A 23022-nucleotide genomic window follows, 5' to 3' on the forward strand; every position below is an offset into this window, starting at 1 on the left:
TAGCGACTGTTTGGGGATAAAGTGAATAAAATCAAAAATAAAGCATTTACAAAAAAAGAAACAAAGGCTATAATAACTAACAACGAAACCGATTGCATAAAGGAGAGCAGGAGTTATGAAGAAATTATTTAATTTTGAGTTTTGGCAAAAATTTGGGAAAGCTTTAATGGTTGTTGTGGCAGTGATGCCAGCTGCGGGTTTGATGATCAGTATCGGGAAATCTATCCCGTTGATTGACCCTAACTTAGCTTTTTTAGTAACAACGGGTGGTGTCATTGAAAATATTGGTTGGGCGATCATCGGGAATTTACATCTGTTGTTTGCTTTAGCAATAGGTGGAAGTTGGGCAAAAGAGCGTGCAGGTGGTGCTTTTGCGGCAGGAATATCATTTGTTTTGATCAACCGGATCACGGGAGCGATTTTCGGAGTGACGAGTGAGATGCTAGCAAATGAAGATGCCTTTACCCATACATTATTTGGCACGAAGATCATGGTCAAAGGATTTTTTACTAGTGTATTAGAGGCACCTGCGTTGAATATGGGCGTGTTTGTAGGGATTATTGCTGGTTTTGTTGGTGCAATGGCCTATAATAAATATTACAATTATCGTAAATTGCCTGATGCGTTATCTTTCTTTAATGGAAAACGATTTGTTCCTTTTGTAGTGATTCTTTGGTCAACGATTGTAGCTTTAGTATTGGCTGTTGTCTGGCCAAATGTCCAAGCAGGTATCAATAATTTTGGTCTTTGGATTGCTCAGTCACAAGAAAGTGCACCGGTTTTAGCGCCATTTCTTTATGGTACCTTAGAAAGATTATTGTTACCTTTTGGTTTGCATCATATGTTGACGATTCCGATCAATTATACGCAATTAGGGGGCACGTATGAAATCTTATCTGGTGCACAAGCAGGAACGCAAGTCTTTGGACAAGATCCTTTATGGTTAGCTTGGGCTACTGATTTGGTCAATTTAAAAGGTGCGGGGGATTTGTCACAGTATGAATTTGTGTTGAACAACTGGACACCAGCTCGTTTTAAAGTGGGACAAATGATTGGTTCTTCTGGTATTTTAATGGGGTTAGCTTTAGCCATGTATCGAAATGTTGATCTTGATAAAAAAGCGCGCTATCGTTCCATGTATTTCTCAGCTGCGTTAGCTGTTTTTCTAACAGGGGTTACTGAACCATTAGAATTTATGTTTATGTTTGCTGCAGTTCCACTTTATATTGTTTATTCTGTGATCCAAGGGGCAGCATTTGCAATGGCAGATTTATTACCGTTACGTGTTCATTCCTTTGGAAACATCGAATTGTTAACTAGAACTCCTCTAGCGATGAAAGCGGGACTTGGTGGCGATTTGCTTAACTTCGTCATTTGCGTCATTTTGTTTGGAGTTGTTACGTACTTTGTGGCAAACTTCATGATCAAAAAATTCAATTTTGCTACACCAGGGCGTAATGGTAATTATGATAGTGACAGTAACGATAGCAGTGGGAATGGAGAACAAACGACAGTTCAAGCTGGCACGTCAGACCCACAAATCATCAAAATCATTCACTTATTAGGCGGGAAAGATAATATCAAAGATGTAGATGCATGTATGACACGTTTACGTGTGAGTGTAACTGATCGTGAGAAAGTAGGTTCAGAAGAAGAATGGAAACGTGCAGGCGCTATGGGGCTAATCGTCAAAGATAATGGTGTACAAGCTGTCTATGGTCCAAAAGCCGATGTATTAAAATCGGATATCGAAGATTTGCTTCAATCGGGGGCGCCTATCCCAGCTCCAGTAGAAGAAGTGGTCGTTGAAAAAGACACAGTTAATAACCAAACGTTAGGTATACGAAAAGAGTTGCAGACTGTAGCAGCTGGTGAAGTGATAGACTTGGCAACAGTCAATGATCCTGTTTTTTCAAAGAAAATGATGGGGGATGGCTTTGCTGTTATTCCAACGACTGGTGAAGTTGTGGCACCTATTACTGGGAAAGTAGTTAGTATTTTTCCAACCAAACATGCTATTGGAATGGAAACAGAAGAAGGTGCAGAAGTACTAATCCATATGGGAATCGACACAGTCCAAATGGATCAACCAGCTTTTGAAATCCTGGTAACAGAAGGTCAAACCGTTGAAGCAGGAGCAAAACTGGCACAAATGAATCTAACCGAAATCAAAAATGAAGGAAAAGATATAACGATTATGGTGGTATTTACGGATGGGAAAGTCAATGAAATGATTCTCAAACATTTAGGAACAACGGAATTAAGAACAGTAATTGGCGAAATAAAACTGTGATCATTATAAAGTGACTCAACAATAATGCATAAGATGACCAGTACCAAATTTATTTCCTTATTTGGTTCCCGATAGTCAGTTTTTCTGTTTCTCAAATAAGTCTGAAAACACGAAAATGCTATACTTCGTTTTTGAGTTCTCAGACTTATTTTTAAATGTTTGCGAGCAGGTAAACAATCACAGCTAATGATCCATCGCTATCCTATCATAAAAGAAATGAAGTAAGTTTTAATCAATAAGGAGAATTGAAGATGAAGATGATGACTTTGAATACACATAGCTGGTTAGAAGAATCACCAGAAGAAAAAATGCGCCAGATCGTAGATAAAGTCTGTCAAGCAGATTATGATGTGATTGCTTTACAAGAAGTCAATCAACTAATCACTTCCGAGAGTGTTATGAATGAAGAATTAAACAAATTTTGTCCAGTTATAGAACAATCGCCCGTCCATGTCGATAATTTTGCTTATTGCTTGGTGCGCTACTTAGCCAAACAAGGGAAAGACTATTATTGGAGTTGGGAAATGAGTCATGTCGGTTATGGAATTTATGAAGAGGGGAACGCGCTGCTTTCTAAGACACCGCTAACCAGTGAAGCAATCTATGTTTCTGAAACAAAGCAAAAAGAGGATTACCACACTCGGAAAATTTTGATCAGTCAGACGATGATCGATGACCAAACAATCACTCTAGCAAGCTGTCATTTTTCTTGGTGGATAGATGAAAAGAAGGGCTTTGCTTTTGAATGGCATCGCTTGATGGAACACTTAGCTAATCTCTCAAATCCACTGTTTTTAATGGGAGATTTTAACAATCCAGCAGGAGAGGCAGGCTATCGCTTGGTTGAAAAAAGCCCTCTTGCGATTGTCGATTCCTATACTGTTGCCCAAGAAGTTCATGGTCAGGCAACCATTGAACAGAAAATCGATGGATGGGAAACGAATACAGAGCAGTTAAGAATCGATTATATCTATGTACCACAGGAATTCTCAGTTCCTTCTTATCGTAGTATTTTTGATGGAAAACAAGAAATCATTGTAAGTGACCATTATGGAGTAGAGATAACGGTCAGCCCCATTCAATAAAATAATCAAAAAGTCCCATAGAAAGAAAAATGGATAAATCCTTTCTATGGGACTTTTTGTTTGCAGCAGCTTCAGCTACGTGCAGAAATTTGATTAGATAATGAAATGACTGTTAGCGCGATGGGAAGCACCAAGGAGGAAGGCAATAAAATTCTCTGTTTCTTTGGTCTCTGCATTGTTTTTTTAACTCGGCTGGACTTTTTTTCCGATTGGCAGAAATGAATTCTCGGACATTTTTCAAGGAGTCGGACTCTTTAGTTACCGGTGTATTTTTTTGTAAATTGGTATTATGTAGTACTTCCTCATGTAAAATATCAAAATGGTCTATAAATCGATCTTTATCGGAATCGTTTAGAATTGGCAAGTTATCTAAAAGATTCAAAAGTACAACGAGGGAATCTTTGATTTTAGGCTCATGAGGTTGCAGATCTTCACCGCTAGGCTCACGATGTGGCAGTTCATTAATTAACTGCTCTATGATGCTTGTCAGCTCTTTTACCTCTTCAGGAGAGTTTGCAGTTTTTTTTAAAATGTCTAAAATGGTATTTCTTTTAGAATAATCTTGGTCATTAATACAAGTTGATTCACTCGTTGACCGAACATTTGAAATGGGCGTAGGTGATCGATCACCAATTACAGTTACATATAGCGACTCAGTCTTACTATTTGGCAGCTCATACAGCTGTTCATCAGTTGATTCTTTAATTGATAGCGAATCCTCAGGTAGATCTTTAAGTATCATTTTAAGGTGAGACTCAGTATTAAGGGTAGTATTCGTAGATTGATGAACAAAAGCATGTCCGATTTTTTTTTTCAAAGTCAATTGTCGATTCGTTGTTTGAGGCATATGTATCACTCCTTCTTTTCTGTATTCTAGTATAGTTTATAAAAGAAGAGAGTAAATAAATATTTTTTCTTATGTTTAGAAAAAAAAGTAGCTACTAACACGATTCGTTTATTAGGACTACTATATTTGACGATTTGTTTGCTATTTTATAAAAAGGTATAAAAAAGAGACAGCTTCCGTGTTGAGATATTCTCTTTTTGATCCACAGAAGCAAGTCCCTTATTTTTTAGTTATCCTCCCAACCTGGTAACGATTTTTGACAAAGAGTCCAATCAAAACGAACCAACCAATCAGGAAGAATGCCATCACAAAGTAAAAGAAAGTTGGTAAATCATAATAGAGAGTGATCTCATTGATTCCATTGTGCTGTTTGACGATAGGAGTACCGATATCTGTTAATTGATAATCTGTCAATTTTTTGCCGTGTTGCAGTAACACTGTGCGGTCATAGACAATGACTGGTAAATGGACAGTTTCTTCCCCAGTGTTTTTCCATTTGATCGTTAAACGTCCTCCAGGATGAGATTTAATGAACGTGGTTTCTCCTTCCAAGATTTCTTCATTATAGCGATCATATTTATTTGCTTTAGTTTCATGATAGATTGGTAGATAATCGGGTGTTGTCTTTTGAAAAACGAATAAACTAGTCGACATATCATGGTCATAAAATGTTTTTCTTGCCTCTGCTGGTGTATCAAAGAGATACGTGTGACGGCTGACAAATGTTTCGTCTTGCCATTTATCCAGATGCTGATAGAGGTTTTGGATCGTTTGTGCAGAAGCGACAAAGAGAAATAGGACACTCAACGCACGATACCAATTTTTCTTTTCCCATTGATTTAGCGCAAGTGCTAAAAAGAGTAGAAAGAGCAAGGTAAATGGGACAAAGAAACGAAAAGGAAACTGGATCAAGCTTACGAAAGGTACCTCTTTTTCCACTAGTGTTGTCCAAGGGATCAAACTGGTTGAAAGTAGGAAGAATCCAAGACTTGTGCGTAAAAGTAACTTTGTAAAAATGTCGTAGTGACGGCGGAAAAGAAGATACAGTATTAGTCCGATCAATAAAAAAATTGGAAAAATCTTGGGATACGCTAGCCAATAGCTGCCATCCAGATTGATTGCTTTTTGGCTCATTTCTCGGTTGACAAAAGGTGGCAAAATCTTATTTCCACCATAGACGATAGCTAATCCTGCCCAAATATTTGCTGTTAGTACAAAATAAAAGAGGACAGATTTGATCAGTTGCCCGATTGCTTTGCCTTTTTCTGTCTGAGTAAAGAAATAATAAAGATAAAAAGGGATATACATCAGTACCAACATAACGGTGGACAGTAAGTGGATCTGAGTCATCAGTGCAATTGAAAAGGTAACTTTCAAGACAGGAAATTTTTTATGAACAACAAAGTCCACTAATGGAATCATGCATAAGGGATAAAAACAGGTGCCCCAACTGGTAAAGCCCTGATTGATTGCCCAATATTGAATGGAATAAGTCGTCATAAATAATACCGAGATTGGTATGCTGACCCATTTTTTCACCTGTACATAATTCAATAGTGTCAACATCGACCAACCAGAAATCACAAAGAGAATAAAGTTTGATAAGATTTGATAGTGGAACCAACTGCCTGAAACTAAAACGATCAAGCCTTGAAAATAAGCAAACAACGGACCATAGATCGCATTGACGATACGCCCGCTTTGCTGAAATCCATACATGGAAGGGAAATAATGGAAATCCCAATTAGCGAATTGTTCAGCGGCATCGTAAAAACGGTTATAATGAAATGGTGCATCTGCTCCAATGATAAGGTCATGTGTTAGGATATTTGGCATAACAAATAAGAATGCAAATAGTAAAATTGTCAAATACGGAACATATTTTTTCAATTGTCATACTCCTTTTTTGATAGTGTAACTTATTTAATCATAAAGCTTACCTAAAAGAGTGGCAAGAAATTCGAAAAAATATGAAAAAAATTATCATTATTACAGGAAATTTTCAAAATACATCCTTTGTTGCTCGCTTTATTTAGATCAATAGTTAATTAAAAAAACAGCCATAGTATGAGATGCTATGGTTGTTTTTCCCTATTCGTATAAGACTAATAGTCAAATCTACGAATGATTCTTATTTTATCCGTTTATAGTTTTTATCAAAATAACGACCTTCTCGGATATCACTAGGCATTCCTTCATAAGGAGCTTCACTAATGACATCTTCATTATTGAGACCAGCATCGCCCATATAAGTAATGTTAGCGAACTCTGGTACTAACAATTTTGGATAAGTTTCATATTTTTCACGTGCTGCTTCCATCTCAGCTATATGTTCATTTTGGAAAGTAACTGTGATCTCAGGATGTTCTTCAACCCATTTAGGAAAGAAAATCGTTCCATGTAATTTTTTTTCATTGGGCATGAAATCCAAGGCCACGTCAGTACCAGTTGGTTCAGTCCAAGTAATTTTGAAGACGCCATCTGTTAACTTAACGATATCTGCTTCTTGATCTTTGACCCAACGGCCTTTGACCATTCCGCCGTGAATTCGATAGTCGACAGTATGGTCATTTTTAGCATACCATTCATATTCCCAACCATTATCGTACGTATAAATAAAGTGTGTACCGATAAAATCTTCTAGTTCTTTAAATTCTTTCATGAAACAACAGCTCCTTTTAAATTAAAACATGTAATAAAGTACATGTTTTTGATTACGTGATTATGATAGAATGAATAAAAGGATTTGTCAAGGAGGAGAGAGCATGGCGAGAAAAAATACGCTACGCTATATTTTGTTAGGATTGTTAAGTAAAAAAAAGATGACAGGCTATGAATTAAACCAATCGTTCAAAAATGAAATCGGTGAGTTTTGGCAAGCGAAGCATAGTCAAATTTATCCTGAATTAGCAAGAATGGAAGAACGAGGGATCATCAAACATGAAGTTGAAATTACAGGGATGAAATTAGAGAAGAAAGTCTATCAATTAACGGATGAAGGAAAGGCATTGTTAAACGAATGGATTCGGACGCCAACGAATGAATTACCAGTCAATCGAGATGAGTTTGTGTTGAAATTATATTTTGTGAAAGATGTGAATGATCCGATGTTGAGAGAGATCATTGAGCAGCAACGGGATCTCCATGAAGAAAAGCGAGCACATCTATTGGCACGTCAAGAGAGGATATTTCCAACAAGAAAAGAACAAGAAGAAAATTATGGACACTATTTGATTTTATCCCATGCGATCAATCGAGAAACAGAATATGCGAATTGGTTGACGGGCGTATTAGAAGAGCAAAAAAGACAGAAATAATAAATGGAATAGAGAATATAAGATAAACTTAATTGAATAACTTCATTTAATGATAGTAGTGAATTGAAAAAGATAGAAAAGAAGCAAAAAATGTAGTCGATTATCGTCAATTTCTTAAACTGTTTTGGTAAAACACATGAGAAATTGGGAGAATTGACTACATTTTATTTTTCATTGCTTAAAGATTTTTCAATAATTGTTCGAAATCAATTTTTTCGCTTACGGGGACAATTTTATACGTGAGTTCATCTGTTGCTTCATCGTGGATGATATAAAGTTTTGAGTCTTCAGTTGTCTCTTTGAAATCACCGATCAATAAAACAGTATATCTTTCATCAATCAATTCGATTTCTTTGATTGCTTTGGAAAAAACTTTGCGGACATGCTTCATTTTTTTTAGACGTTCTTCGGCTTTTTCAGCTGATTTGTTCAACGTATAGCCTTCATCTAAATATTTTTTGATAATCTCAACCTTGATAACAGTAGGTAATTGATATTTTCGAGGACAATTCACACCAGTAGAAACGGAACGAATGAATTCTTTTTGTTCCCAATATCGTAACTGACGTGGAGACACACCGACAATTTCACTTAGTTCACTGATTCCTACCAGTAAATGATCATTTTCTAATAAACGTTTCAGGGATGCTCCTACCATTTTTGTCCCTCCTTTTGTTGTCTAACTTTCCTTAATTATACTTGGGATAACTTATGTGTCAAGTAGGTTGACAAATGAACGAAATAGGACTAAAGTATTCAAGTGGTTTCAGAAAGAATTCAGAAAGAAGGAGAAATATGAATAAAAATCAACCCGTAGATATTTACGGCAAACCATATAATCGGACACTATTAGTTGTCGTTTTATTGATTGGTACCTTTTGTACGGTATTAAATCAAACCTTATTAACTACAGCTTTTCCTACGCTGATGAAAGATTTTGATATCTCTGCATCAAGTGTTCAATGGCTAACAACAGGGTTCTTATTGGTTAACGGAATCATGATTCCGATTACTGCTTGGCTGATCAATAAATTTAGTTCAAGAAGTTTATATTTATCAGCAATGTCAGTCTTTTTAATCGGAACAATTACCTGTTTTGTTGCCCCTAACTTTAGTACTTTATTGATTGGACGTTTGATCCAAGCCTGTGGTGTGGGTGTTTCAATGCCTTTATTACAAAATATTATGTTATCGATTTTCCCACCAGAAAAAAGAGGATCTGCCATGGGGATGTCAGGAATCGTTATTGGATTGGCTCCAGCTTTAGGACCAACATTATCAGGTTATATTATTGATAACTATCATTGGCGTGATCTATTTGGTATGGTCTTACCAATTGTCGTCTTAGTTTTGGTCTTAGCCTTTTTCTTGATGCGAAGCGTTATTCCGTTATCAAATCCAAGTATCGATATTCTATCTGCGATCCTTTCAACAATTGGATTTGGTAGTTTGCTTTATGGCTTTTCAAGTGTCGGTGATGCTGGATGGGGCAGTGCGAAAGTGATCGGCTTCTTGATCGTAGGGGTAATATTTATTGCCTTATTTGCATGGCGCCAACTTCGTTTGGAAAATCCATTCTTGGAACTGCGTGTATTTAAATCATCAACCTTTACAATTGCAGCAGTTTTAGCTGGTGTAACGAATATGGCGATGGTCGGTGCTGAAATGGTTGTTCCTCTATATATCCAAAATATCCGTGGTGAATCAGCTTTTCATTCTGGCTTGATGTTACTACCCGGTGCCTTGATTATGGGGGCGATGATGCCGATCACAGGTGCGATCTTTGATAAACACGGTGCAAAACGTTTAGCGATTGTCGGGATGTTCGTGCTAACCGCTGCAACAGCACCATTTGCTTTCTTAACAAAAACAACGCCTATTTTATATATTGTTGTTCTCTATGCGATTCGGATGTTTGGGATCTCTATGGTTATGATGCCAGTAACAACATCTGGTATGAATGCTTTACCAAACAAACTGATCAGTCATGGGACTGCAGTAAACAATACCTTCCGACAAATTGCTAGTTCGATTGGGACAGCTATTTTGATCAGTGTATTGACCAATGTAACAAAAGATAATCTACCTGCAAAATCAGTCTTAGAAAGCACGCCTTTAACTTATAAAGACCAAGCGATCAATGCGACATTATCTGGTTACCACGCAGCATTCTTTGTGGCGATCGTCTTTGGTGTGATTGGTTTTGTGATTGCCTTCTTATTGAAGAGAAAAGAACCTGTTCTAGCGAAAGCGGGGGATAAAGCATGATTATTTTCGTATTGATCATTAGTTTAGTGGCTTTTGCCCTAATGAATATCTTTGCAAAAAAAGCTTGGCAAACAATTGTATCATTACTTTTTGGGTTAGTCTTTGTGGCATCCTTAGGGTTGATCGTGGCTAATTTATCCAACCATTTTGGCATGGAAAAAGTAACTGAAACGAAAACCACTAACATCGTATCAAGTGCTGATTCAGATAGTGCAAATATGCTTTTATATCAAGCATTAGGTGACGGGACTGAAAAAGTCTACCTTTACCGTACGAGTGAAGACCAAAAGAAACCAAAAGCTACCGGTACTGATAATGAAACCAATAAAGTAGAACGTACGACTGGTCAAGCGCAAAAAGTAGCAAAAACAACTTATTGGGTCTATAAAAATGATATGTATAAATTCTGGTTCAATCTAGCGGATAATAACCACGAATATGCCAGTCGTGTGAATACCTTTAAAATTCCAGCTGATTGGATCGAATTAAGTACGGATCAAGCAAAAACATTAGCGCAACGAGTAAAAGAACAACAAAGTACGATGGAAAGCGACGCAAAGGCTTTTGTACAAGAAGGTCTGATGAAAGCTATGACTGAAAATCCAGCCATGACGCCAGAAGAACAAGCAACATTGTCAAAAGAATTAGCAACGCAATTCCAACAACAAGCATTAACGAAATTAGTTGAAGAAGTCAAAGCAAATAAATAGTCAGCTAATCAAGTAAGTGCAAGAATCAGTTAATTTCAAAAAGGGCTCCTCCATACAGTTGAACGAACAGCTGTGGAGAGTCCTTTTTTTTGTTATACTGAACAAAAAAGGGGTGGGGAAATGCAAAAAAAATATTCTTTCCAGTCAAAAATTTATGCTTCTGAAATAGGTAAGGGTGGCGCATATATCATTTTTCCTTATGATCTCAGAGAAGAGTTTGGTGTAGGCCGAGTCAAAGTTCAAGCGACATTTGATGGAGTAGCATATGAGGGAAGTATTGTGAATATGGGGGTGAAAAACGAAGATGGAACAATTTGCTACATCTTAGGGATACGTAAAGATATTCGTAAAAAAATTGAGAAAGACATCGGTGATATGGTTTCTGTAGAAGTGATTCCAAAAAATTAAAGCAGAAGATAGTTGTCTTCTGCTCATTTTTTATAACTAACATGATGGATTTGCCACAATCCGATCTATTTTTCTAACTCAATTTCTCCGATTCCTTTCAATTCGAGATAAATCGAGGCTTGTTGATCATATCCAGAATAGTCAAAAGTCATATCCCAATAGTTATTTGACCCTTCAGTAACAGAAGTAAATTTAGAATATGGGTAATAGGTTGTCGTCTTTTCAGTTACTATTTTTAATTGAATATTGTTGTCGGCATTACTTTTTGGTTTTGGCAACTTTTTCAAAAAGTCTTGTTCATCTTTAAAACGAATGACAAAATTAGTAGGATATGCCATTGCTCGCTCAATCGGTAAAAGGTGATTATTTTTTGGAGTAAAATTTATTTCGTCAAAATAGTTGATCTTACTTGTATCAATAGGTAGTTCCCATTCGCCTTTAAAAATAGAATATGTTTTTGGGTCACTTGTTCTGTAGGCTGTGATGCCATTGATTTGTATGGTTGTCTCTTCAAGAGAGGGAACCGAGCCCGTTTTTGTAGGATGTAGATTGTAAATAAATTCCAATGTGTTTGTTTCTCGATCAATGGTCTGTTCCTCATTGATCGAACGGAATAGCGACAAGTCTTCTTTTTCTTCTGCTAGACCTGAACGAAAATCAATCAAATACTGATCTTGCCCATTTTTGATCCCAAAATTTAATCCATATTTCTCCCATTTTTTGTTTAAAAGCTCCGAGTTTTTTGGAAGATGAACAGTAAAATGTAACCCTAGTTCATTTTTATCTACATAGAGTTCTGTTAACTGTATATCTGCTTTTTTATCATAGGCTGTAAGTTGTTGGTTGGAAATAAACCCTTCTTGATTCAATGTTTCAGAAGTAAATTTCCCAAACCGTAAAAAATTAGCAGTTGCAGTGCCTAAGGGTGAGTAAGCATACAAACAGATACTTATGAGAAATACGGCAACAGCTATCAAATAAACCCGTTTTTTTATGTAGTTTTTAAGTGGAACCTGTTTCTCCTTTCGTATAGAGTCATAGGTGGCTTCTAATTTGGTTCGTACTTCTGAGGGTAAGCGTTCCTCTTTTTTGAGTTCTTCCATAAATTTCTTTTCAGAAATAGTCATTTTTTCTCCTCCTAGCTCTCCTCTATTTTTAGTAGTTTTTTCCCTCGAGCAAGGTGTGTCTTCACTGTATTGACTGGTTCAGATAATATCGTGCTGATTTCTGTGATGGAAAACCCATTATAGTAATAGAGCACCAACGGAATTCGATATTTCAAATCTAATTTTTGTAGCATGTGTTTTAATTCCATTGAACGTATCGTTGTATTTTTTTCTTCCTCGTATTCTACATAAAAAGTTTCTTTCTTTGATTTTTTGAGAATTTTTTTGCAATTATTAATGAGAATTTTGCATAACCAGGTGTTAAAATATTCTGGTTTTTGCACGCTTTGGATATTTTTGTAGGCCGTCAATGCTGTTTCTTGTAAACAATCTGCAATATCTTCTGAATTGTTCAAAAACTTACGCGCTGTATTATAGAGAACAGCTTCATAACTTTTAAACAATTGGACAAATGCCTCTTTATCTCCCTCCTTTGCTTTTTTTACTAAAAATAAATCACTGGGCACACGATTTTCCTCCCACTTCATAAAGATTTTTTCTCTTACATCTATTAGAGTCAAATAAATAGGAAAAAGTTTCAAATACATAAAAATAATTTTGGCTATTTAAGCGTTTTCTAAAAGATGCATATTCTATCATTTAACTGTAAAAAACATAGGTACAGAAATAGGGAATACCTACAGCTCTAAAGTTGCAATTGGAGAAGCAATATGTGCTGGGGGGGGCTACACGCAAGAGTGGTACATCTACTATTCTTACAATCCAGTCAACAGTGCATGCTATGTTGTTTCTAACACATAATATTACTGACTAAAAAATAAAGAAGAAACTGAGCTAAAACTTGTCTCAGTTTCTTCTAGTATCTCTAAAAAAGAATAAATAGTGTTCAAAGTCTGACCTTCGGCAATAAGCCGAAATTGTCCAAAAATTTGAGAAGAACCAAGTAGACGACAATCAACAGGGAAAACAAGTATTTGTGTTTCTTGTCAATTGCCGGAAATTCCTTCTTATTTCTTGCTGCTAAGGACTTCTCAATCTCTTTCAAACAATATCAATCGTTTATTCTGCACGCAGAGCAATCGCCGCATCTTTTTTAGCAGCCATTCTTGCTGGGATGTGCCCACCTAACATCGTTAAGATCGTAGAGACGATCACGAGGATCAGTGCATGGAGTGGGTTCAATTGAGCCACATTTTTTAGATCAGTCATTTGATAGAGTAAATGATTGATTGGGAACGTTGCTAACCAAGCAATCAAAACACCTAATAAGCCCGAAGAGATTCCTAAGATACAAGTTTCTGCATCAAAGACACGAGTGATATCTTTTTTACGAGCCCCTAATGCTTTTAACACCCCGATTTCTTTGGTACGTTCGATGACTGAAGTATACGTGATAATACTGATCATGATCATACTTGTCACTAGTGAGATACCAGCAAAAGCAACCAATACATAAGTGATGGCATCCATCAATCCACCAGTCAATTCAGTCATTGTTCCTGCTAAGTCAGAGTAAATGATTTTATCTTCTTCTGCTTTTCCTTTGTTGTAAGCATCTAAGTAATCAAGGATTTTTTCTTTGTCACCAAAGTTATTTGGATAGATCATGATGCTAGTTGGAATGCTATCACCGCCTAAATAGCTGATCAGTGATTGTTTAGCTGTCTCATCCACTTTTTCGTTGGACATCACATTCGTATCACTATCTTTTTGCGCTTTTACAATCTCAGAATCTTTATTTTCGTTAACGATTTGTGTCGTTAATTGATCACTATATGCGATTCCAGGGGAAAGAAGATTCATTGTTGAAGAAGATTTCACTCGTAAAATCCCTGCAATTTTTACTTCGTTCGTTGAATTAGCATACATCGTATCGTAATCAGTATTTGGAATAAAGTTGCCAGTAGGTAATTTCGTGTAGTAATCATTGTTGTTGATCACTTTGAAAGTTGTCCCAACAATGCGATCAAAGTCTAGTTTTTGACCGTCTTTTACGTCAAATCCTAGGTTTTTCAAAGCATTGATATTTGTATTGTTGTTACCATCTACGATCAAGACCACGTCATTCGCAGAAGCAGGATAACTGCCTGAAAGCAGTGAATAGTTCGCTTTTAAAAAGTTTTCTTTTTGATTGTCTAACTGTGTTGGAAAACTGGAAACACCGACACCCGTCATAGCAGACATCGTGCTTGATAATGATAATGATTCGTTTTCAGGGTTTTGGTTAGAGAAACTTACTGGTTGCACTTTACCATCAACTTGGCGAAGCATATTGATACCAGTAGCACGAGTAAAGCCAATATTATTACTTAAATTAGGATCGATATCTTTGACATAATCTACATAAGATTGGTCGATTTTATTGGTGTGCTGTGCTTTATCTTCATCACTGATTTTAGCAGTTACCTGTTTTGTATTTGGATAATCCGCTTTACTAGTACCCAATGAAGCAGAATCTGTTGAACGATTGGTTGTCACTTTGGAGATAGTGATCGGGAATTTTGCCATCGTTTCAGACTGTGTTTTATCAATTTGTTTTTGGAAGCCTGAAGATAATGCCAAGACGATCGCAATCCCGATGATCCCAATACTTGAAGCAAAGGACGTCAAAAATGTTCGCCCCTTTTTCGTGCGGATATTATTAAATGAAAGTTTCAGGGCTGTCCAGAAACTCATTTTTGTCCGACGTAAATTGAATTGATCATCTTTTGGTCGTTCGATATGAGGATGTGAATCTGCCAAGATTTTACCATCTGAAAATTCAATGATTCGATCTGCATATTGATGAGCAAGATCAGGATTATGTGTAACCATGATTACTAGCTTCTCATTAGATAGTTCTTGGATCAATTCCATGATTTGGATACTTGTTTCGGTATCTAGTGCTCCAGTTGGTTCATCGCATAAGAGGATATCTGGATCGTTGGCTAAAGCACGAGCAATTGCGACCCGTTGCATTTGTCCGCCAGATAATTGGTTTGGTTTTTTGTGCATATGATCCGTTAAACCGACACGGCGTAAGGCTTCCTCAGCTTTTTGGCGTTTTTCTTCTTTGGCCACACCGCTAAGTGTCATCCCTAATTCAACATTTTCGATAATTCCTAAATGTCCAATCAAGTTATAACTTTGAAAAATAAAACCAATCGAATTGTTTCGGTAAGCATCCCAATCGCTATCTTTAAAGTCTTTTGTGGACTTTCCGTTGATCACCATATCTCCGGAATCATAGTTGTCTAAGCCACCGATGACATTCAACATCGTTGTTTTTCCTGAACCACTTGGACCAAGAATGGCAACAAATTCTTTTTTTCTAAAGGCAACAGATACGCCGTCTAATGCTTTAGTCGTTGTTTCGCCAACTTTATAATATTTCTTTATATCTTTAAGTTGTAGCATATTCGTCCTTCTTTCTTATTAGAATATTCGGTATACTTAAAAGTATATCAGAACAATAAACGCAGTATAATCAATGAATGTTAACTCAATATGAACAATCAGAAAGAAACAAGAAATTTTTCAAAAAATCGAGGGAATAAAATGAACCGTATATTAGTAGTAGAAGATGATGAAAATTTACAATTGCTTTATCGTTCAGTATTAGAACATGCTGGGTTTTCGGTAGTCACAGCTAGTAGTGGAACAGAAGCACTAGCACGATTGGAAAATTTTCATGTAGAATTGATTATTACCGATATCATGATGCCTGAGATGGATGGTTATGAATTGTTGGAAAGTTTACGAGATGGAAAAATAGAGCTTCCTGTGCTGATGATCACGGCTAAAGCCGATTTTGAAGATAAAAAACGTGGTTTCCAGTTAGGAACGGATGATTACATGACGAAACCCGTAGATGTCAATGAAATGGTTTTACGTGTGGAAGCGTTATTAAGGCGAGCAAAAATCAATCATAGTAATCAATTGAATATTGGAAATACTACCTTAGATCAGGAAACGTATGAAGTAAGACAAAATGAAAAGGTCAGTGTGCTGCCTCAGAAAGAATTTCTTTTGCTTTACAAACTGTTAGCTTATCCGAATAAGATTTTTACGAGACAACAATTGATGGACGATATTTGGGGGCTGGATACAAATACAGAAGAACGAACGATCGATGTACATATCAAACGATTAAGGACACGTTTTGAAGCAAGTGAAGATTTTCAGCTCATCACCGTTAGAGGACTCGGGTATAAAGCGGAGGTCAAAAGATGAAAAAGAAATTATACTCTCAACTGTGGATCTACTTTGCTAGCATTGTGTTTGTTTCAATATTAGTGACTCTACTGTGCTTCTTAGGCTTTATTTTTTTGCTTTCTCATCAAAATGTTACGCCATCTGAACGACCAACACTCTATCCGTTATTCGTTTTTGCTTTTTTTAGCATGATCGTCGGCACGGTAATCTCTGGCTTTGTCGGTCATAGGATCTTGAAGCCAATCAGTGAATTACGTAAAAATATGAGTAAAGTAGCTACAGGTGATTTTTCTATTCGAATGGAGGAACCTCCCAAAGTCGCAGAAGTCCAACAGTTATATAAAGATTTCAACGTGATGGTCCAAGAACTCAATAGCATCGAAACGCTAAGAAATGATTTTGTTTCGAGTGTTTCTCATGAGTTTAAAACACCACTAGCGACGATCCAAGGCTATGTCCAATTGTTACAAGCACCAGATATTCCAGAAGAAGAGAAGCAAGTGTTTTTGCAACGATTGATTGAAAATATTACTCAGCTCTCACAGTTGACTGAAAATATCTTGAAACTAAATAAGTTAGAAAACCAAAGTGTCAAAATCGAAAAGCATAAATTTCGTTTAGATGAACAAATACGAGAAGTCATCGTGTTTTTGCAACCTAAATGGGAAGGGTTGAAGTTGCATATCGATTTGGATACGGTCTTTTATGAGGGAAACGAAGAATTTTTATACCAGGTGTGGTTGAATATCATGGATAATGCGATCAAGTATAATCAACCTGATGGCAAGATCGAAATTCGTTTGACTCAAAATGCTACAGATATTTTATTGGAAGTAACGGATTCAGGTGTAGGGATGAACGAAGAAACTCAAAATCGCATTTTTGAAAAATTTTATCAAGGAGACACAAGCCGTCAGATGGCTGGCAATGGCTTGGGATTGTCTTTGGTAAAAAAAATCCTTGAATTGCATGAGGGTACGATACGCTATAACAGCATTCCTGAGGTAGGAACCACAGCTGTGATCAGCTTGAAAAAATAAAAAGCTAAACTTTAATGATGAAGTAGTTGTTCTGTTCAATTGTTTTATTATGAACTAAAACCAGATCAATTACGTGATAAAAGAAACATACTAAGATGAGTGGGTAAGGTATTCCGTCGACTAATCTTAGTATGTTTTTGTCTTTCTCAAATGGCTCAACTCTAATAATCTGAAGCAGCAATTGATTTCGGAGCGTTATTTATAGATTTTAGATCTGACTATTATGCTGTTTTATTTAAAAATAATCAACATTTATATTTTAAAACAATATTATATGTAGTATAATATGTTGTGAAAGAAGATATTGTATAAAAGAAGGTGAAGGAATGCACATCCAAGTTCCAACGATATTACTTGATGGCACGGTATTAGCTGCATTGAGTAAAGAAGATATGTATGGCTATGCGTTGACTAAAATCGTACAGGAAAGCCTGTCGGTAAGTGAGTCAACGATGTATCCCGTCTTAAGAAGGTTAAAAAAAGAAGGATTTTTAGATACTTATGATGAACCCTTTGAAGGAAGAAATCGTCGATATTATCAATTAACACCAGCGGGGTATAATCGGTTAGAAGATATTATTGATGAGTGGATCGTCTTTCGAGATTCCTTAAATCGATTATTGGAGGATAATAAACATGAATGAATATTTAGATGAGGTAATAGAGGAAATCCAAGAGATTCCTGAAGATGACCGATTCGATTTGATTCAATATTATGAAGAATATTTTTTAGATTCTGGCAAAACAATTGATCAAATCATTGAAGAATATGGTACGCCTAAACAGTTTGCGCTTAAATTGAAAATCAATTATTTCTCTGAACAAGATGATTCAGCAACAGATGAAGTCAACCCAAGAAGTTCTAAACGACAAATTCGGTTGATTTGGATGATCGTGATTGGCTTATGTGCCTCCCCTCTGTTGATTCCTTTGGCGATTGGTTTTGTTGCAGTGATCGTGGGGTTATTATGTCTATTAGTCGCTTTGCTGGTAGGTGGTTATGTCGGTTGTATTACTGTTTTAGGGCTTGGATTATTTTCAGTTGTTTCGGGTATTGGTGTGTTGGGGCAGTCGATAGAAAGTGGATTATTTTACGTTGGATTAGGGCTATTCGCTACCGGAACCGTCGTCTTCTGTGCGCCGCTCCTTCTGAAAATGACAAAATGGATATTTAAAATGATGATGAATTTTGTGAAGTGGGTTGGACGTCGTTTTGTAACGAGACGTGCGATTCATTCGTCGAAGTTATAAGAAAAAGAGGTGTGAAGATGAAATTAAAATATTTTTTAATGGCTGGTCTAGGCTTGATGGTTAGTGGTGGCTTACTTGCTGGGACAACCTATGCGTTTGGGACGCACCGAAGCCTTGCTTGGGAAAATGGCCCTCAATTGGTCGAAATGAACCATGACTCACAAGTGATATCGACAAAAGAAAAAATCAACAAAATAGTGGTCAATGCACAATACCAACAAGTTGAGATCAAACGTGGCAAAAATTTTGAAGTTAACTCTACGTATGAAAAAGCAAGTAAACCTCAAGTCACTACTAAAGGAGATACTTTGACGATTAACGGAAATGGTCGTGAACAAAACGTCTTGTTTCATGTAATGAATAACACATCCAAAATCACCCTGACAGTTCCTAGCGAACTTCCTTTAGATCAACTTGTGTTAGAAGGAGAGCAAGGACAACTTTTATTAAATGACGTAGTGAGTGAGAATGTTTCCGTTACAAATAATGGTGGATACATTACATTTAATAAAGTTGATGGAAAAAAAGTTAAAGTAAATTCTGTGCAAAGTTATGTAAATATTGATAATTCAGATATTTCAAACATCGAATTGAATGCCAAGTATGGGAATCTATTCTTAAATGGATTCAAAAATACCCAAGGAACAGTTATGTTAGAAAATTGCTATGTAGACTTTCTTGATAATGGAGAGATTGGATTAGATATTGATCTATTAGGGATGTCAACTGTCACAAAAAATAATGAAGAATTACCAATCAAAACAGTGATCAAAGGAGAAAACAATATAAAAATCACTGGTTATGATAGCAGTGTGGTGATAGCTGACGAAAACCATCAATATGATGTTTAAAAAGGATAAAGTCTGTCATTAAGAGGAAGTAAAGAGAAATAAATCGAAGAGGTTCAAAGATAGGTGCAACTATTTTTGGAACTTTTCGATTTTTTGATTAAGCGATTTTTTTCAAAAGATTTTGAATGACAGTCGTTGATTATGGATGATGATCCACGTAAAAGTTTTTTCGAATAACGGTTTATTCACATTTAGATAACGATTTTACATCTTTTATCTCGGATAGGTGTTTGATAGATAGTTTCTCAGATAGGTTAGCTAATATAACAGACATGACTGTTAGGATGCTAAGACATCGGGCAGTATCATGGGGAAGAACGATTTTTTTCATCGCTTAACTTACAAATCTGTAGTAAAATAAGAGAAAATAGAGAAAACACAGCTGAGATAATAAGGTGGAAAAATAGATGAGAATAGATGAAGCGAAACGAGAAGAGCTACAGTTAGAAATAACAAAATTACATAATTATCTCACGGAACTTAATCATAAATATTATGATACAAAAAAAGAACGTGTGATGATCGATTACCCGAATAACTCAGAAGGTCGGCAATTAGAACAAGTTTACAATGAAGTATTCCATCATTTATTGAAAGTAAAGAGGGAATTAGACTATTACTCTTTGCCGATTTTAGATACAGGGATCTTAAAGTACGACGAAGAAAAAGAGCGTTTTGTGTTCAAATCAGTTCGAGAGAATTTGATTCTTTCTGCAGGAATTGATTTAGAGATTTTAGTGGAAGATTATTTTACCGAAGAAAAACATTGGGTACGCACAAGGTTAGAATATCTACCCCAAACTTCCGGAGGACCACAAGTGAGCGGTTGGTATATCACAGAAGATAAGGAATTAGAATTAGAGGGAGTGATGGCACGGATTAGAAAGAAACCAATCATGTAGGAATGGTCTAAGAAAGGAACTAAGTGATGAGTGAAAAGAAAGCGGTTTATGTAAATGGGTATATTGGATTGATCGGTTTGGTGTTATTAGTTGGTATCGGCGGCTTCTTATTCTATTTTGGCATGACAAGTGGAGCGATCTTCCAGACGGTCATGGGTTTCGTTTGCTGGTTGATTGCTATTGCACTACTAAGCTCCGCAACGGTTGTTAGTCCCAACCAAGCAAAAGTTATTTTGTTTTTTGGACAGTACATTGGGACGATACGAGAAAGTGGGTTTTTCTTAACGGTTCCGTTTGCACAAAAAATCAACTTATCTTTAAAAGTACGAAATTTTAACAGTTCGGTTTTAAAGGTGAACGATCTAGATGGCAATCCCATCGAAATATCTGCCGTCGTAGTTTTTAAAGTTGTTGACACGGCTAAGGCGTTGTTCGATGTGGCGTATTACCAAGATTTTGTTGAGATTCAAAGTGAGACAGCGATTCGTCATATTGCTAGCCAATACCCTTATGATACTTTCAATGAAGAAGATTTGACTTTGCGAGGCAATACGACTGCCATTTCTGATGAATTAGCCAACGAGCTACAAGAGCGGTTATCTGTTGCTGGGGTCGAGGTGATTGAAACGAGATTGAATCATCTAGCGTATGCGACTGAAATTGCTAGTGCAATGTTACAAAGACAACAAGCAAAAGCTATTTTATCTGCTCGGCAAACGATCGTTGAAGGAGCAGTTACGATGACACAAATGGCATTGGAACAAATTGAAACAGGACAAGAGATCAATTTCACAGATGATCGGAAAGTCCAATTGATCAATAACCTACTTGTTTCGATTATTACAGATAAAGGAACACAACCAGTCATTAATACAGGGACAGTGAAAGAAAAATAGCCATTATTGAGTAAATATCGTATGATTGTAACGAATTTTTCAACTGTATTTTTTCTATAATAGAACAGTAGAGTAGTCAGAGACTGAGCCAAAACTCAGTCTTTTTTAGTATTTCTAAAAACGAATAAACGGCGTTCAAGAAGCAACTCCTCAACAATAAGCGATGATTTTCTAAAATATGAGGAGCTATTTTAAAAAATCCTCTCTTATTCGCTCGGAGTTGAACGCTTCTTTCACAGCCTCTTGCTTTAAACGGTGTTCAAACATCAGCTCCTTGAAATAAGCCTGAATTTTTCAAAACATGAGAAGCTGTTTCAAAAAATTCTTTCTTATTGTCATCAGAGCTACCCGATGTTTTCACGACCTCTGATTCACGGCGTTCAAAGAGCTGACCTCTTGTTCACGGTAAGATCAAAGCAGCATCTTCAAAAAATTTGAGAAGCAGTTTTCGGAAATTCCTTCTTATTTCTTGATGCTAAACACTTTTATCTCAACTTCTTTTTATAAAATTTACCGAACCATCGTCTGAATAAAAAACGATTCGATTCAAGCTTGCGAATCACTCTTTTGCTTTGTGATAGATAAATGACAATATTGAAAGATATTTGACAGTTAAATCAAAGGTAAAATACGGTCTTTTTTTTTATAATTGCCCTATCATATGTGAAAGAAGGAGAGGAAATGAAGAAACTACTGGTCGGGATTGGCATTTCCATTGCAGCGTTGGTATTAGGTTCGGTAGTTTTTATCTTTGGGGGCCTAAAAATTGCGGATCGAATGATCATGGGTGGCGATAGCTACTATGTCAAAATTACGACAGATGGAGAAAAAGAGGAAATAAAAGATAATCGTGATGAAATAACCATCCAATATAAATATACTCTTCCCGGATATGATGAAAAGGGAAGTGAAAAAATATTAACATTTAATGGACAAAAACCGCGTCCTTTAAGAAAAGGAGCCTATTTAGAGATTACATGGAATGAAAACAAAGGTGTCACTTCTTATGAAGAAGTCAAACAAAACGATATACCTAAGTTAGCACAAGAAAAACTAAGTAAAGGATAGATGAAAATGGAAAAAATTGTTGAGGTTCAAAATGTAACAAAAATCTACGGTAAGAATAATGAGAAGAAGACACAAGCCTTAAGTGGGATTAGCTTTACAGTAGAAAAAGGAGAATTTATCGGAATCATGGGGGCATCTGGATCTGGTAAATCAACGTTACTAAATATTTTATCTACATTAGATAAACCCACAGACGGAAATATCCGAATCAATCAAAACGATGTAACGAAGTTAAAGGGAAACCAATTAGCAGACTTTCGTGCGAAAGAGATTGGCTTTATTTTCCAAGATTTTAATTTACTAGAAAACTTAACTGCACAAGAAAACATTGCAGTACCACTTTCCTTACAAGGTGTTAAACCTAAAGAAATCAAGCGACGGGTCAAAGCAGTAGCAGAACGTTTATCGATTTCTCATATCATGGGAAGTTATCCTTCTGAAATTTCAGGTGGTCAAAAACAACGGGTAGCAGCAGCTCGTGCCTTGGTTACACAACCAACGATCTTATTAGGTGATGAACCGACTGGAGCTTTAGATTCTAAGAGTGCGCGTGATTTGCTAGATACGATGAAAGAATTGAATCAAAAAGATGATGTTTCAATTCTATTAGTAACACATGATCCGTTTTCTGCCAGCTACTGTGAACGAATCTTATTTATCAAAGATGGCGGTATCCACGAAGAAGTCAAACGTGGCGAGCAAAGCCGTGATGAGTTTTATCGTCATATTCTAACGATCTTAGGAAATCTAGAACAGTAAGGGGAG

Annotated in this window: 22 protein-coding genes; 15 read left to right on the forward strand and 7 right to left on the reverse strand. The window is 36.4% G+C overall.

From position 1 onward, the window contains the following. The first annotated feature begins 115 nt into the window (after nt 1–115). Both IGJ11_RS01355 and IGJ11_RS01360 read left to right on the forward strand, forming a co-directional pair. Nucleotides 116–2293: a PTS transporter subunit IIBC gene (locus tag IGJ11_RS01355; RefSeq protein WP_207431851.1), complete on the forward strand. Its 2178-nt coding sequence runs from the start codon at nt 116–118 to the stop codon at nt 2291–2293. Between the two features lie 251 nt (nt 2294–2544). Next, nucleotides 2545–3378 carry an endonuclease/exonuclease/phosphatase family protein gene (locus IGJ11_RS01360; protein WP_207431853.1) on the forward strand — a complete coding sequence of 278 codons (834 nt, stop codon included), beginning with the start codon at nt 2545–2547 and terminating at the stop codon, nt 3376–3378. 112 nt (nt 3379–3490) lie between these two features. Here IGJ11_RS01360 and IGJ11_RS01365 read toward each other — a convergent pair whose 3' ends face one another. From IGJ11_RS01365 to IGJ11_RS01375, 3 genes are all read right to left on the reverse strand, one after another. Further along, complete coding sequence (locus IGJ11_RS01365; protein WP_242697142.1) at nt 3491–4225, reverse strand: hypothetical protein; 735 nt, start codon at nt 4223–4225, stop codon at nt 3491–3493. 219 nt (nt 4226–4444) lie between these two features. Continuing rightward, nucleotides 4445–6061, reverse strand: coding sequence for a hypothetical protein (locus IGJ11_RS01370; protein WP_423220910.1), 1617 nt, complete (start codon nt 6059–6061; stop codon nt 4445–4447). A 295-nt stretch (nt 6062–6356) separates the two neighbouring features. Further along, nucleotides 6357–6887 carry a phenolic acid decarboxylase gene (locus tag IGJ11_RS01375; RefSeq protein ID WP_034699269.1) on the reverse strand — a complete coding sequence of 177 codons (531 nt, stop codon included), beginning with the start codon at nt 6885–6887 and terminating at the stop codon, nt 6357–6359. Between the two features lie 103 nt (nt 6888–6990). Between IGJ11_RS01375 and IGJ11_RS01380 the strand changes: the two genes are divergently transcribed. After that, a complete protein-coding gene (locus IGJ11_RS01380) occupies nt 6991–7542 on the forward strand; it encodes a PadR family transcriptional regulator (RefSeq protein ID WP_088775258.1) in 552 nt (183 codons plus the stop codon). Between the two features lie 178 nt (nt 7543–7720). On the opposite strand, the gene IGJ11_RS01385 is transcribed toward IGJ11_RS01380, so the two are convergent. After that, complete coding sequence (locus IGJ11_RS01385) at nt 7721–8200, reverse strand: MerR family transcriptional regulator (protein ID WP_010720251.1); 480 nt, start codon at nt 8198–8200, stop codon at nt 7721–7723. A gap of 137 nt (nt 8201–8337) precedes the next feature. Between IGJ11_RS01385 and IGJ11_RS01390 the strand changes: the two genes are divergently transcribed. From IGJ11_RS01390 to IGJ11_RS01400, 3 genes are all read left to right on the forward strand, one after another. Continuing rightward, the gene (locus IGJ11_RS01390) at nt 8338–9810 is read left to right on the forward strand and encodes an MDR family MFS transporter (protein WP_034699264.1); all 1473 of its coding nucleotides are present in this window, start codon (nt 8338–8340) and stop codon (nt 9808–9810) included. Further along, nucleotides 9807–10520, forward strand: a complete 714-nt coding sequence (locus IGJ11_RS01395) for a DUF4811 domain-containing protein (RefSeq protein ID WP_010736929.1) — start codon at nt 9807–9809, stop codon at nt 10518–10520. Before IGJ11_RS01390 ends, IGJ11_RS01395 begins: the two co-directional genes overlap by 4 nt. A gap of 120 nt (nt 10521–10640) precedes the next feature. After that, nucleotides 10641–10928 (forward strand): DUF1905 domain-containing protein, encoded by a 288-nt coding sequence (locus IGJ11_RS01400; protein ID WP_207431854.1) that lies wholly within the window; start codon nt 10641–10643, stop codon nt 10926–10928. 65 nt (nt 10929–10993) lie between these two features. On the opposite strand, the gene IGJ11_RS01405 is transcribed toward IGJ11_RS01400, so the two are convergent. The 3 genes from IGJ11_RS01405 to IGJ11_RS01415 form a co-directional block, all read right to left on the reverse strand. Next, on the reverse strand, nt 10994–12055 hold the full coding sequence (locus IGJ11_RS01405; RefSeq protein WP_207431855.1) for a DUF4179 domain-containing protein: 1062 nt from the start codon (nt 12053–12055) through the stop codon (nt 10994–10996). Between the two features lie 11 nt (nt 12056–12066). Then, nucleotides 12067–12642 carry an RNA polymerase sigma factor gene (locus IGJ11_RS01410; protein ID WP_251850032.1) on the reverse strand — a complete coding sequence of 192 codons (576 nt, stop codon included), beginning with the start codon at nt 12640–12642 and terminating at the stop codon, nt 12067–12069. A 472-nt stretch (nt 12643–13114) separates the two neighbouring features. Beyond that, nucleotides 13115–15451 carry an ABC transporter ATP-binding protein/permease gene (locus IGJ11_RS01415; RefSeq protein ID WP_010720245.1) on the reverse strand — a complete coding sequence of 779 codons (2337 nt, stop codon included), beginning with the start codon at nt 15449–15451 and terminating at the stop codon, nt 13115–13117. Between the two features lie 141 nt (nt 15452–15592). Here IGJ11_RS01415 and IGJ11_RS01420 point away from each other — a divergent pair, with 141 nt between their 5' ends. The 9 genes from IGJ11_RS01420 (at nt 15593) to IGJ11_RS01460 (ending at nt 23016) form a co-directional block, all read left to right on the forward strand. After that, on the forward strand, nt 15593–16267 hold the full coding sequence (locus IGJ11_RS01420; protein WP_010720244.1) for a response regulator transcription factor: 675 nt from the start codon (nt 15593–15595) through the stop codon (nt 16265–16267). Beyond that, the gene (locus IGJ11_RS01425; RefSeq protein WP_010736934.1) at nt 16264–17289 is read left to right on the forward strand and encodes a HAMP domain-containing sensor histidine kinase; all 1026 of its coding nucleotides are present in this window, start codon (nt 16264–16266) and stop codon (nt 17287–17289) included. The genes IGJ11_RS01420 and IGJ11_RS01425 overlap by 4 nt, the downstream gene beginning before the upstream one ends. Before the next feature lie 326 nt (nt 17290–17615). Continuing rightward, nucleotides 17616–17933 carry a PadR family transcriptional regulator gene (locus IGJ11_RS01430; RefSeq protein WP_010736935.1) on the forward strand — a complete coding sequence of 106 codons (318 nt, stop codon included), beginning with the start codon at nt 17616–17618 and terminating at the stop codon, nt 17931–17933. Further along, nucleotides 17926–18540: a DUF1700 domain-containing protein gene (locus tag IGJ11_RS01435; protein WP_010720241.1), complete on the forward strand. Its 615-nt coding sequence runs from the start codon at nt 17926–17928 to the stop codon at nt 18538–18540. Before IGJ11_RS01430 ends, IGJ11_RS01435 begins: the two co-directional genes overlap by 8 nt. 17 nt (nt 18541–18557) lie before the next feature. Next, complete coding sequence (locus tag IGJ11_RS01440) at nt 18558–19391, forward strand: DUF4097 family beta strand repeat-containing protein (protein ID WP_010736937.1); 834 nt, start codon at nt 18558–18560, stop codon at nt 19389–19391. A gap of 407 nt (nt 19392–19798) precedes the next feature. Continuing rightward, the gene (locus IGJ11_RS01445; RefSeq protein ID WP_010720238.1) at nt 19799–20293 is read left to right on the forward strand and encodes a DUF5348 domain-containing protein; all 495 of its coding nucleotides are present in this window, start codon (nt 19799–19801) and stop codon (nt 20291–20293) included. 26 nt (nt 20294–20319) lie between these two features. After that, entirely contained in the window at nt 20320–21189 is an 870-nt protein-coding gene (locus tag IGJ11_RS01450; protein WP_034699254.1) for an SPFH domain-containing protein, read from the forward strand. Between the two features lie 681 nt (nt 21190–21870). Beyond that, nucleotides 21871–22257 (forward strand): YxeA family protein, encoded by a 387-nt coding sequence (locus IGJ11_RS01455; protein WP_178286896.1) that lies wholly within the window; start codon nt 21871–21873, stop codon nt 22255–22257. Between the two features lie 6 nt (nt 22258–22263). Beyond that, nucleotides 22264–23016, forward strand: coding sequence for an ABC transporter ATP-binding protein (locus IGJ11_RS01460; protein WP_010720235.1), 753 nt, complete (start codon nt 22264–22266; stop codon nt 23014–23016). Nucleotides 23017–23022 lie beyond the last annotated feature (6 nt).

This window comes from Enterococcus sp. DIV0691, from assembly GCF_051711145.1.
In the GTDB taxonomy this organism is placed as follows: domain Bacteria; phylum Bacillota; class Bacilli; order Lactobacillales; family Enterococcaceae; genus Enterococcus_B; species Enterococcus_B hirae.

What these genes read in the sequence shown, in the direction of transcription:
- IGJ11_RS01355 (WP_207431851.1), top strand. Translation starts at nt 116, where the DNA reads ATGAAGAAATTATTTAATTTTGAGTTTTGGCAAAAATTTGGGAAAGCT.
- IGJ11_RS01360 (WP_207431853.1), top strand. Translation starts at nt 2,545, where the DNA reads ATGAAGATGATGACTTTGAATACACATAGCTGGTTAGAAGAATCACCA.
- IGJ11_RS01365 (WP_242697142.1), bottom strand. Translation starts at nt 4,225, where the DNA reads ATGCCTCAAACAACGAATCGACAATTGACTTTGAAAAAAAAAATCGGA.
- IGJ11_RS01370 (WP_423220910.1), bottom strand. Translation starts at nt 6,061, where the DNA reads ATGCCAAATATCCTAACACATGACCTTATCATTGGAGCAGATGCACCA.
- IGJ11_RS01375 (WP_034699269.1), bottom strand. Translation starts at nt 6,887, where the DNA reads ATGAAAGAATTTAAAGAACTAGAAGATTTTATCGGTACACACTTTATT.
- IGJ11_RS01380 (WP_088775258.1), top strand. Translation starts at nt 6,991, where the DNA reads ATGGCGAGAAAAAATACGCTACGCTATATTTTGTTAGGATTGTTAAGT.
- IGJ11_RS01385 (WP_010720251.1), bottom strand. Translation starts at nt 8,200, where the DNA reads ATGGTAGGAGCATCCCTGAAACGTTTATTAGAAAATGATCATTTACTG.
- IGJ11_RS01390 (WP_034699264.1), top strand. Translation starts at nt 8,338, where the DNA reads ATGAATAAAAATCAACCCGTAGATATTTACGGCAAACCATATAATCGG.
- IGJ11_RS01395 (WP_010736929.1), top strand. Translation starts at nt 9,807, where the DNA reads ATGATTATTTTCGTATTGATCATTAGTTTAGTGGCTTTTGCCCTAATG.
- IGJ11_RS01400 (WP_207431854.1), top strand. Translation starts at nt 10,641, where the DNA reads ATGCAAAAAAAATATTCTTTCCAGTCAAAAATTTATGCTTCTGAAATA.
- IGJ11_RS01405 (WP_207431855.1), bottom strand. Translation starts at nt 12,055, where the DNA reads ATGACTATTTCTGAAAAGAAATTTATGGAAGAACTCAAAAAAGAGGAA.
- IGJ11_RS01410 (WP_251850032.1), bottom strand. Translation starts at nt 12,642, where the DNA reads ATGTATTTGAAACTTTTTCCTATTTATTTGACTCTAATAGATGTAAGA.
- IGJ11_RS01415 (WP_010720245.1), bottom strand. Translation starts at nt 15,451, where the DNA reads ATGCTACAACTTAAAGATATAAAGAAATATTATAAAGTTGGCGAAACA.
- IGJ11_RS01420 (WP_010720244.1), top strand. Translation starts at nt 15,593, where the DNA reads ATGAACCGTATATTAGTAGTAGAAGATGATGAAAATTTACAATTGCTT.
- IGJ11_RS01425 (WP_010736934.1), top strand. Translation starts at nt 16,264, where the DNA reads ATGAAAAAGAAATTATACTCTCAACTGTGGATCTACTTTGCTAGCATT.
- IGJ11_RS01430 (WP_010736935.1), top strand. Translation starts at nt 17,616, where the DNA reads ATGCACATCCAAGTTCCAACGATATTACTTGATGGCACGGTATTAGCT.
- IGJ11_RS01435 (WP_010720241.1), top strand. Translation starts at nt 17,926, where the DNA reads ATGAATGAATATTTAGATGAGGTAATAGAGGAAATCCAAGAGATTCCT.
- IGJ11_RS01440 (WP_010736937.1), top strand. Translation starts at nt 18,558, where the DNA reads ATGAAATTAAAATATTTTTTAATGGCTGGTCTAGGCTTGATGGTTAGT.
- IGJ11_RS01445 (WP_010720238.1), top strand. Translation starts at nt 19,799, where the DNA reads ATGAGAATAGATGAAGCGAAACGAGAAGAGCTACAGTTAGAAATAACA.
- IGJ11_RS01450 (WP_034699254.1), top strand. Translation starts at nt 20,320, where the DNA reads ATGAGTGAAAAGAAAGCGGTTTATGTAAATGGGTATATTGGATTGATC.
- IGJ11_RS01455 (WP_178286896.1), top strand. Translation starts at nt 21,871, where the DNA reads ATGAAGAAACTACTGGTCGGGATTGGCATTTCCATTGCAGCGTTGGTA.
- IGJ11_RS01460 (WP_010720235.1), top strand. Translation starts at nt 22,264, where the DNA reads ATGGAAAAAATTGTTGAGGTTCAAAATGTAACAAAAATCTACGGTAAG.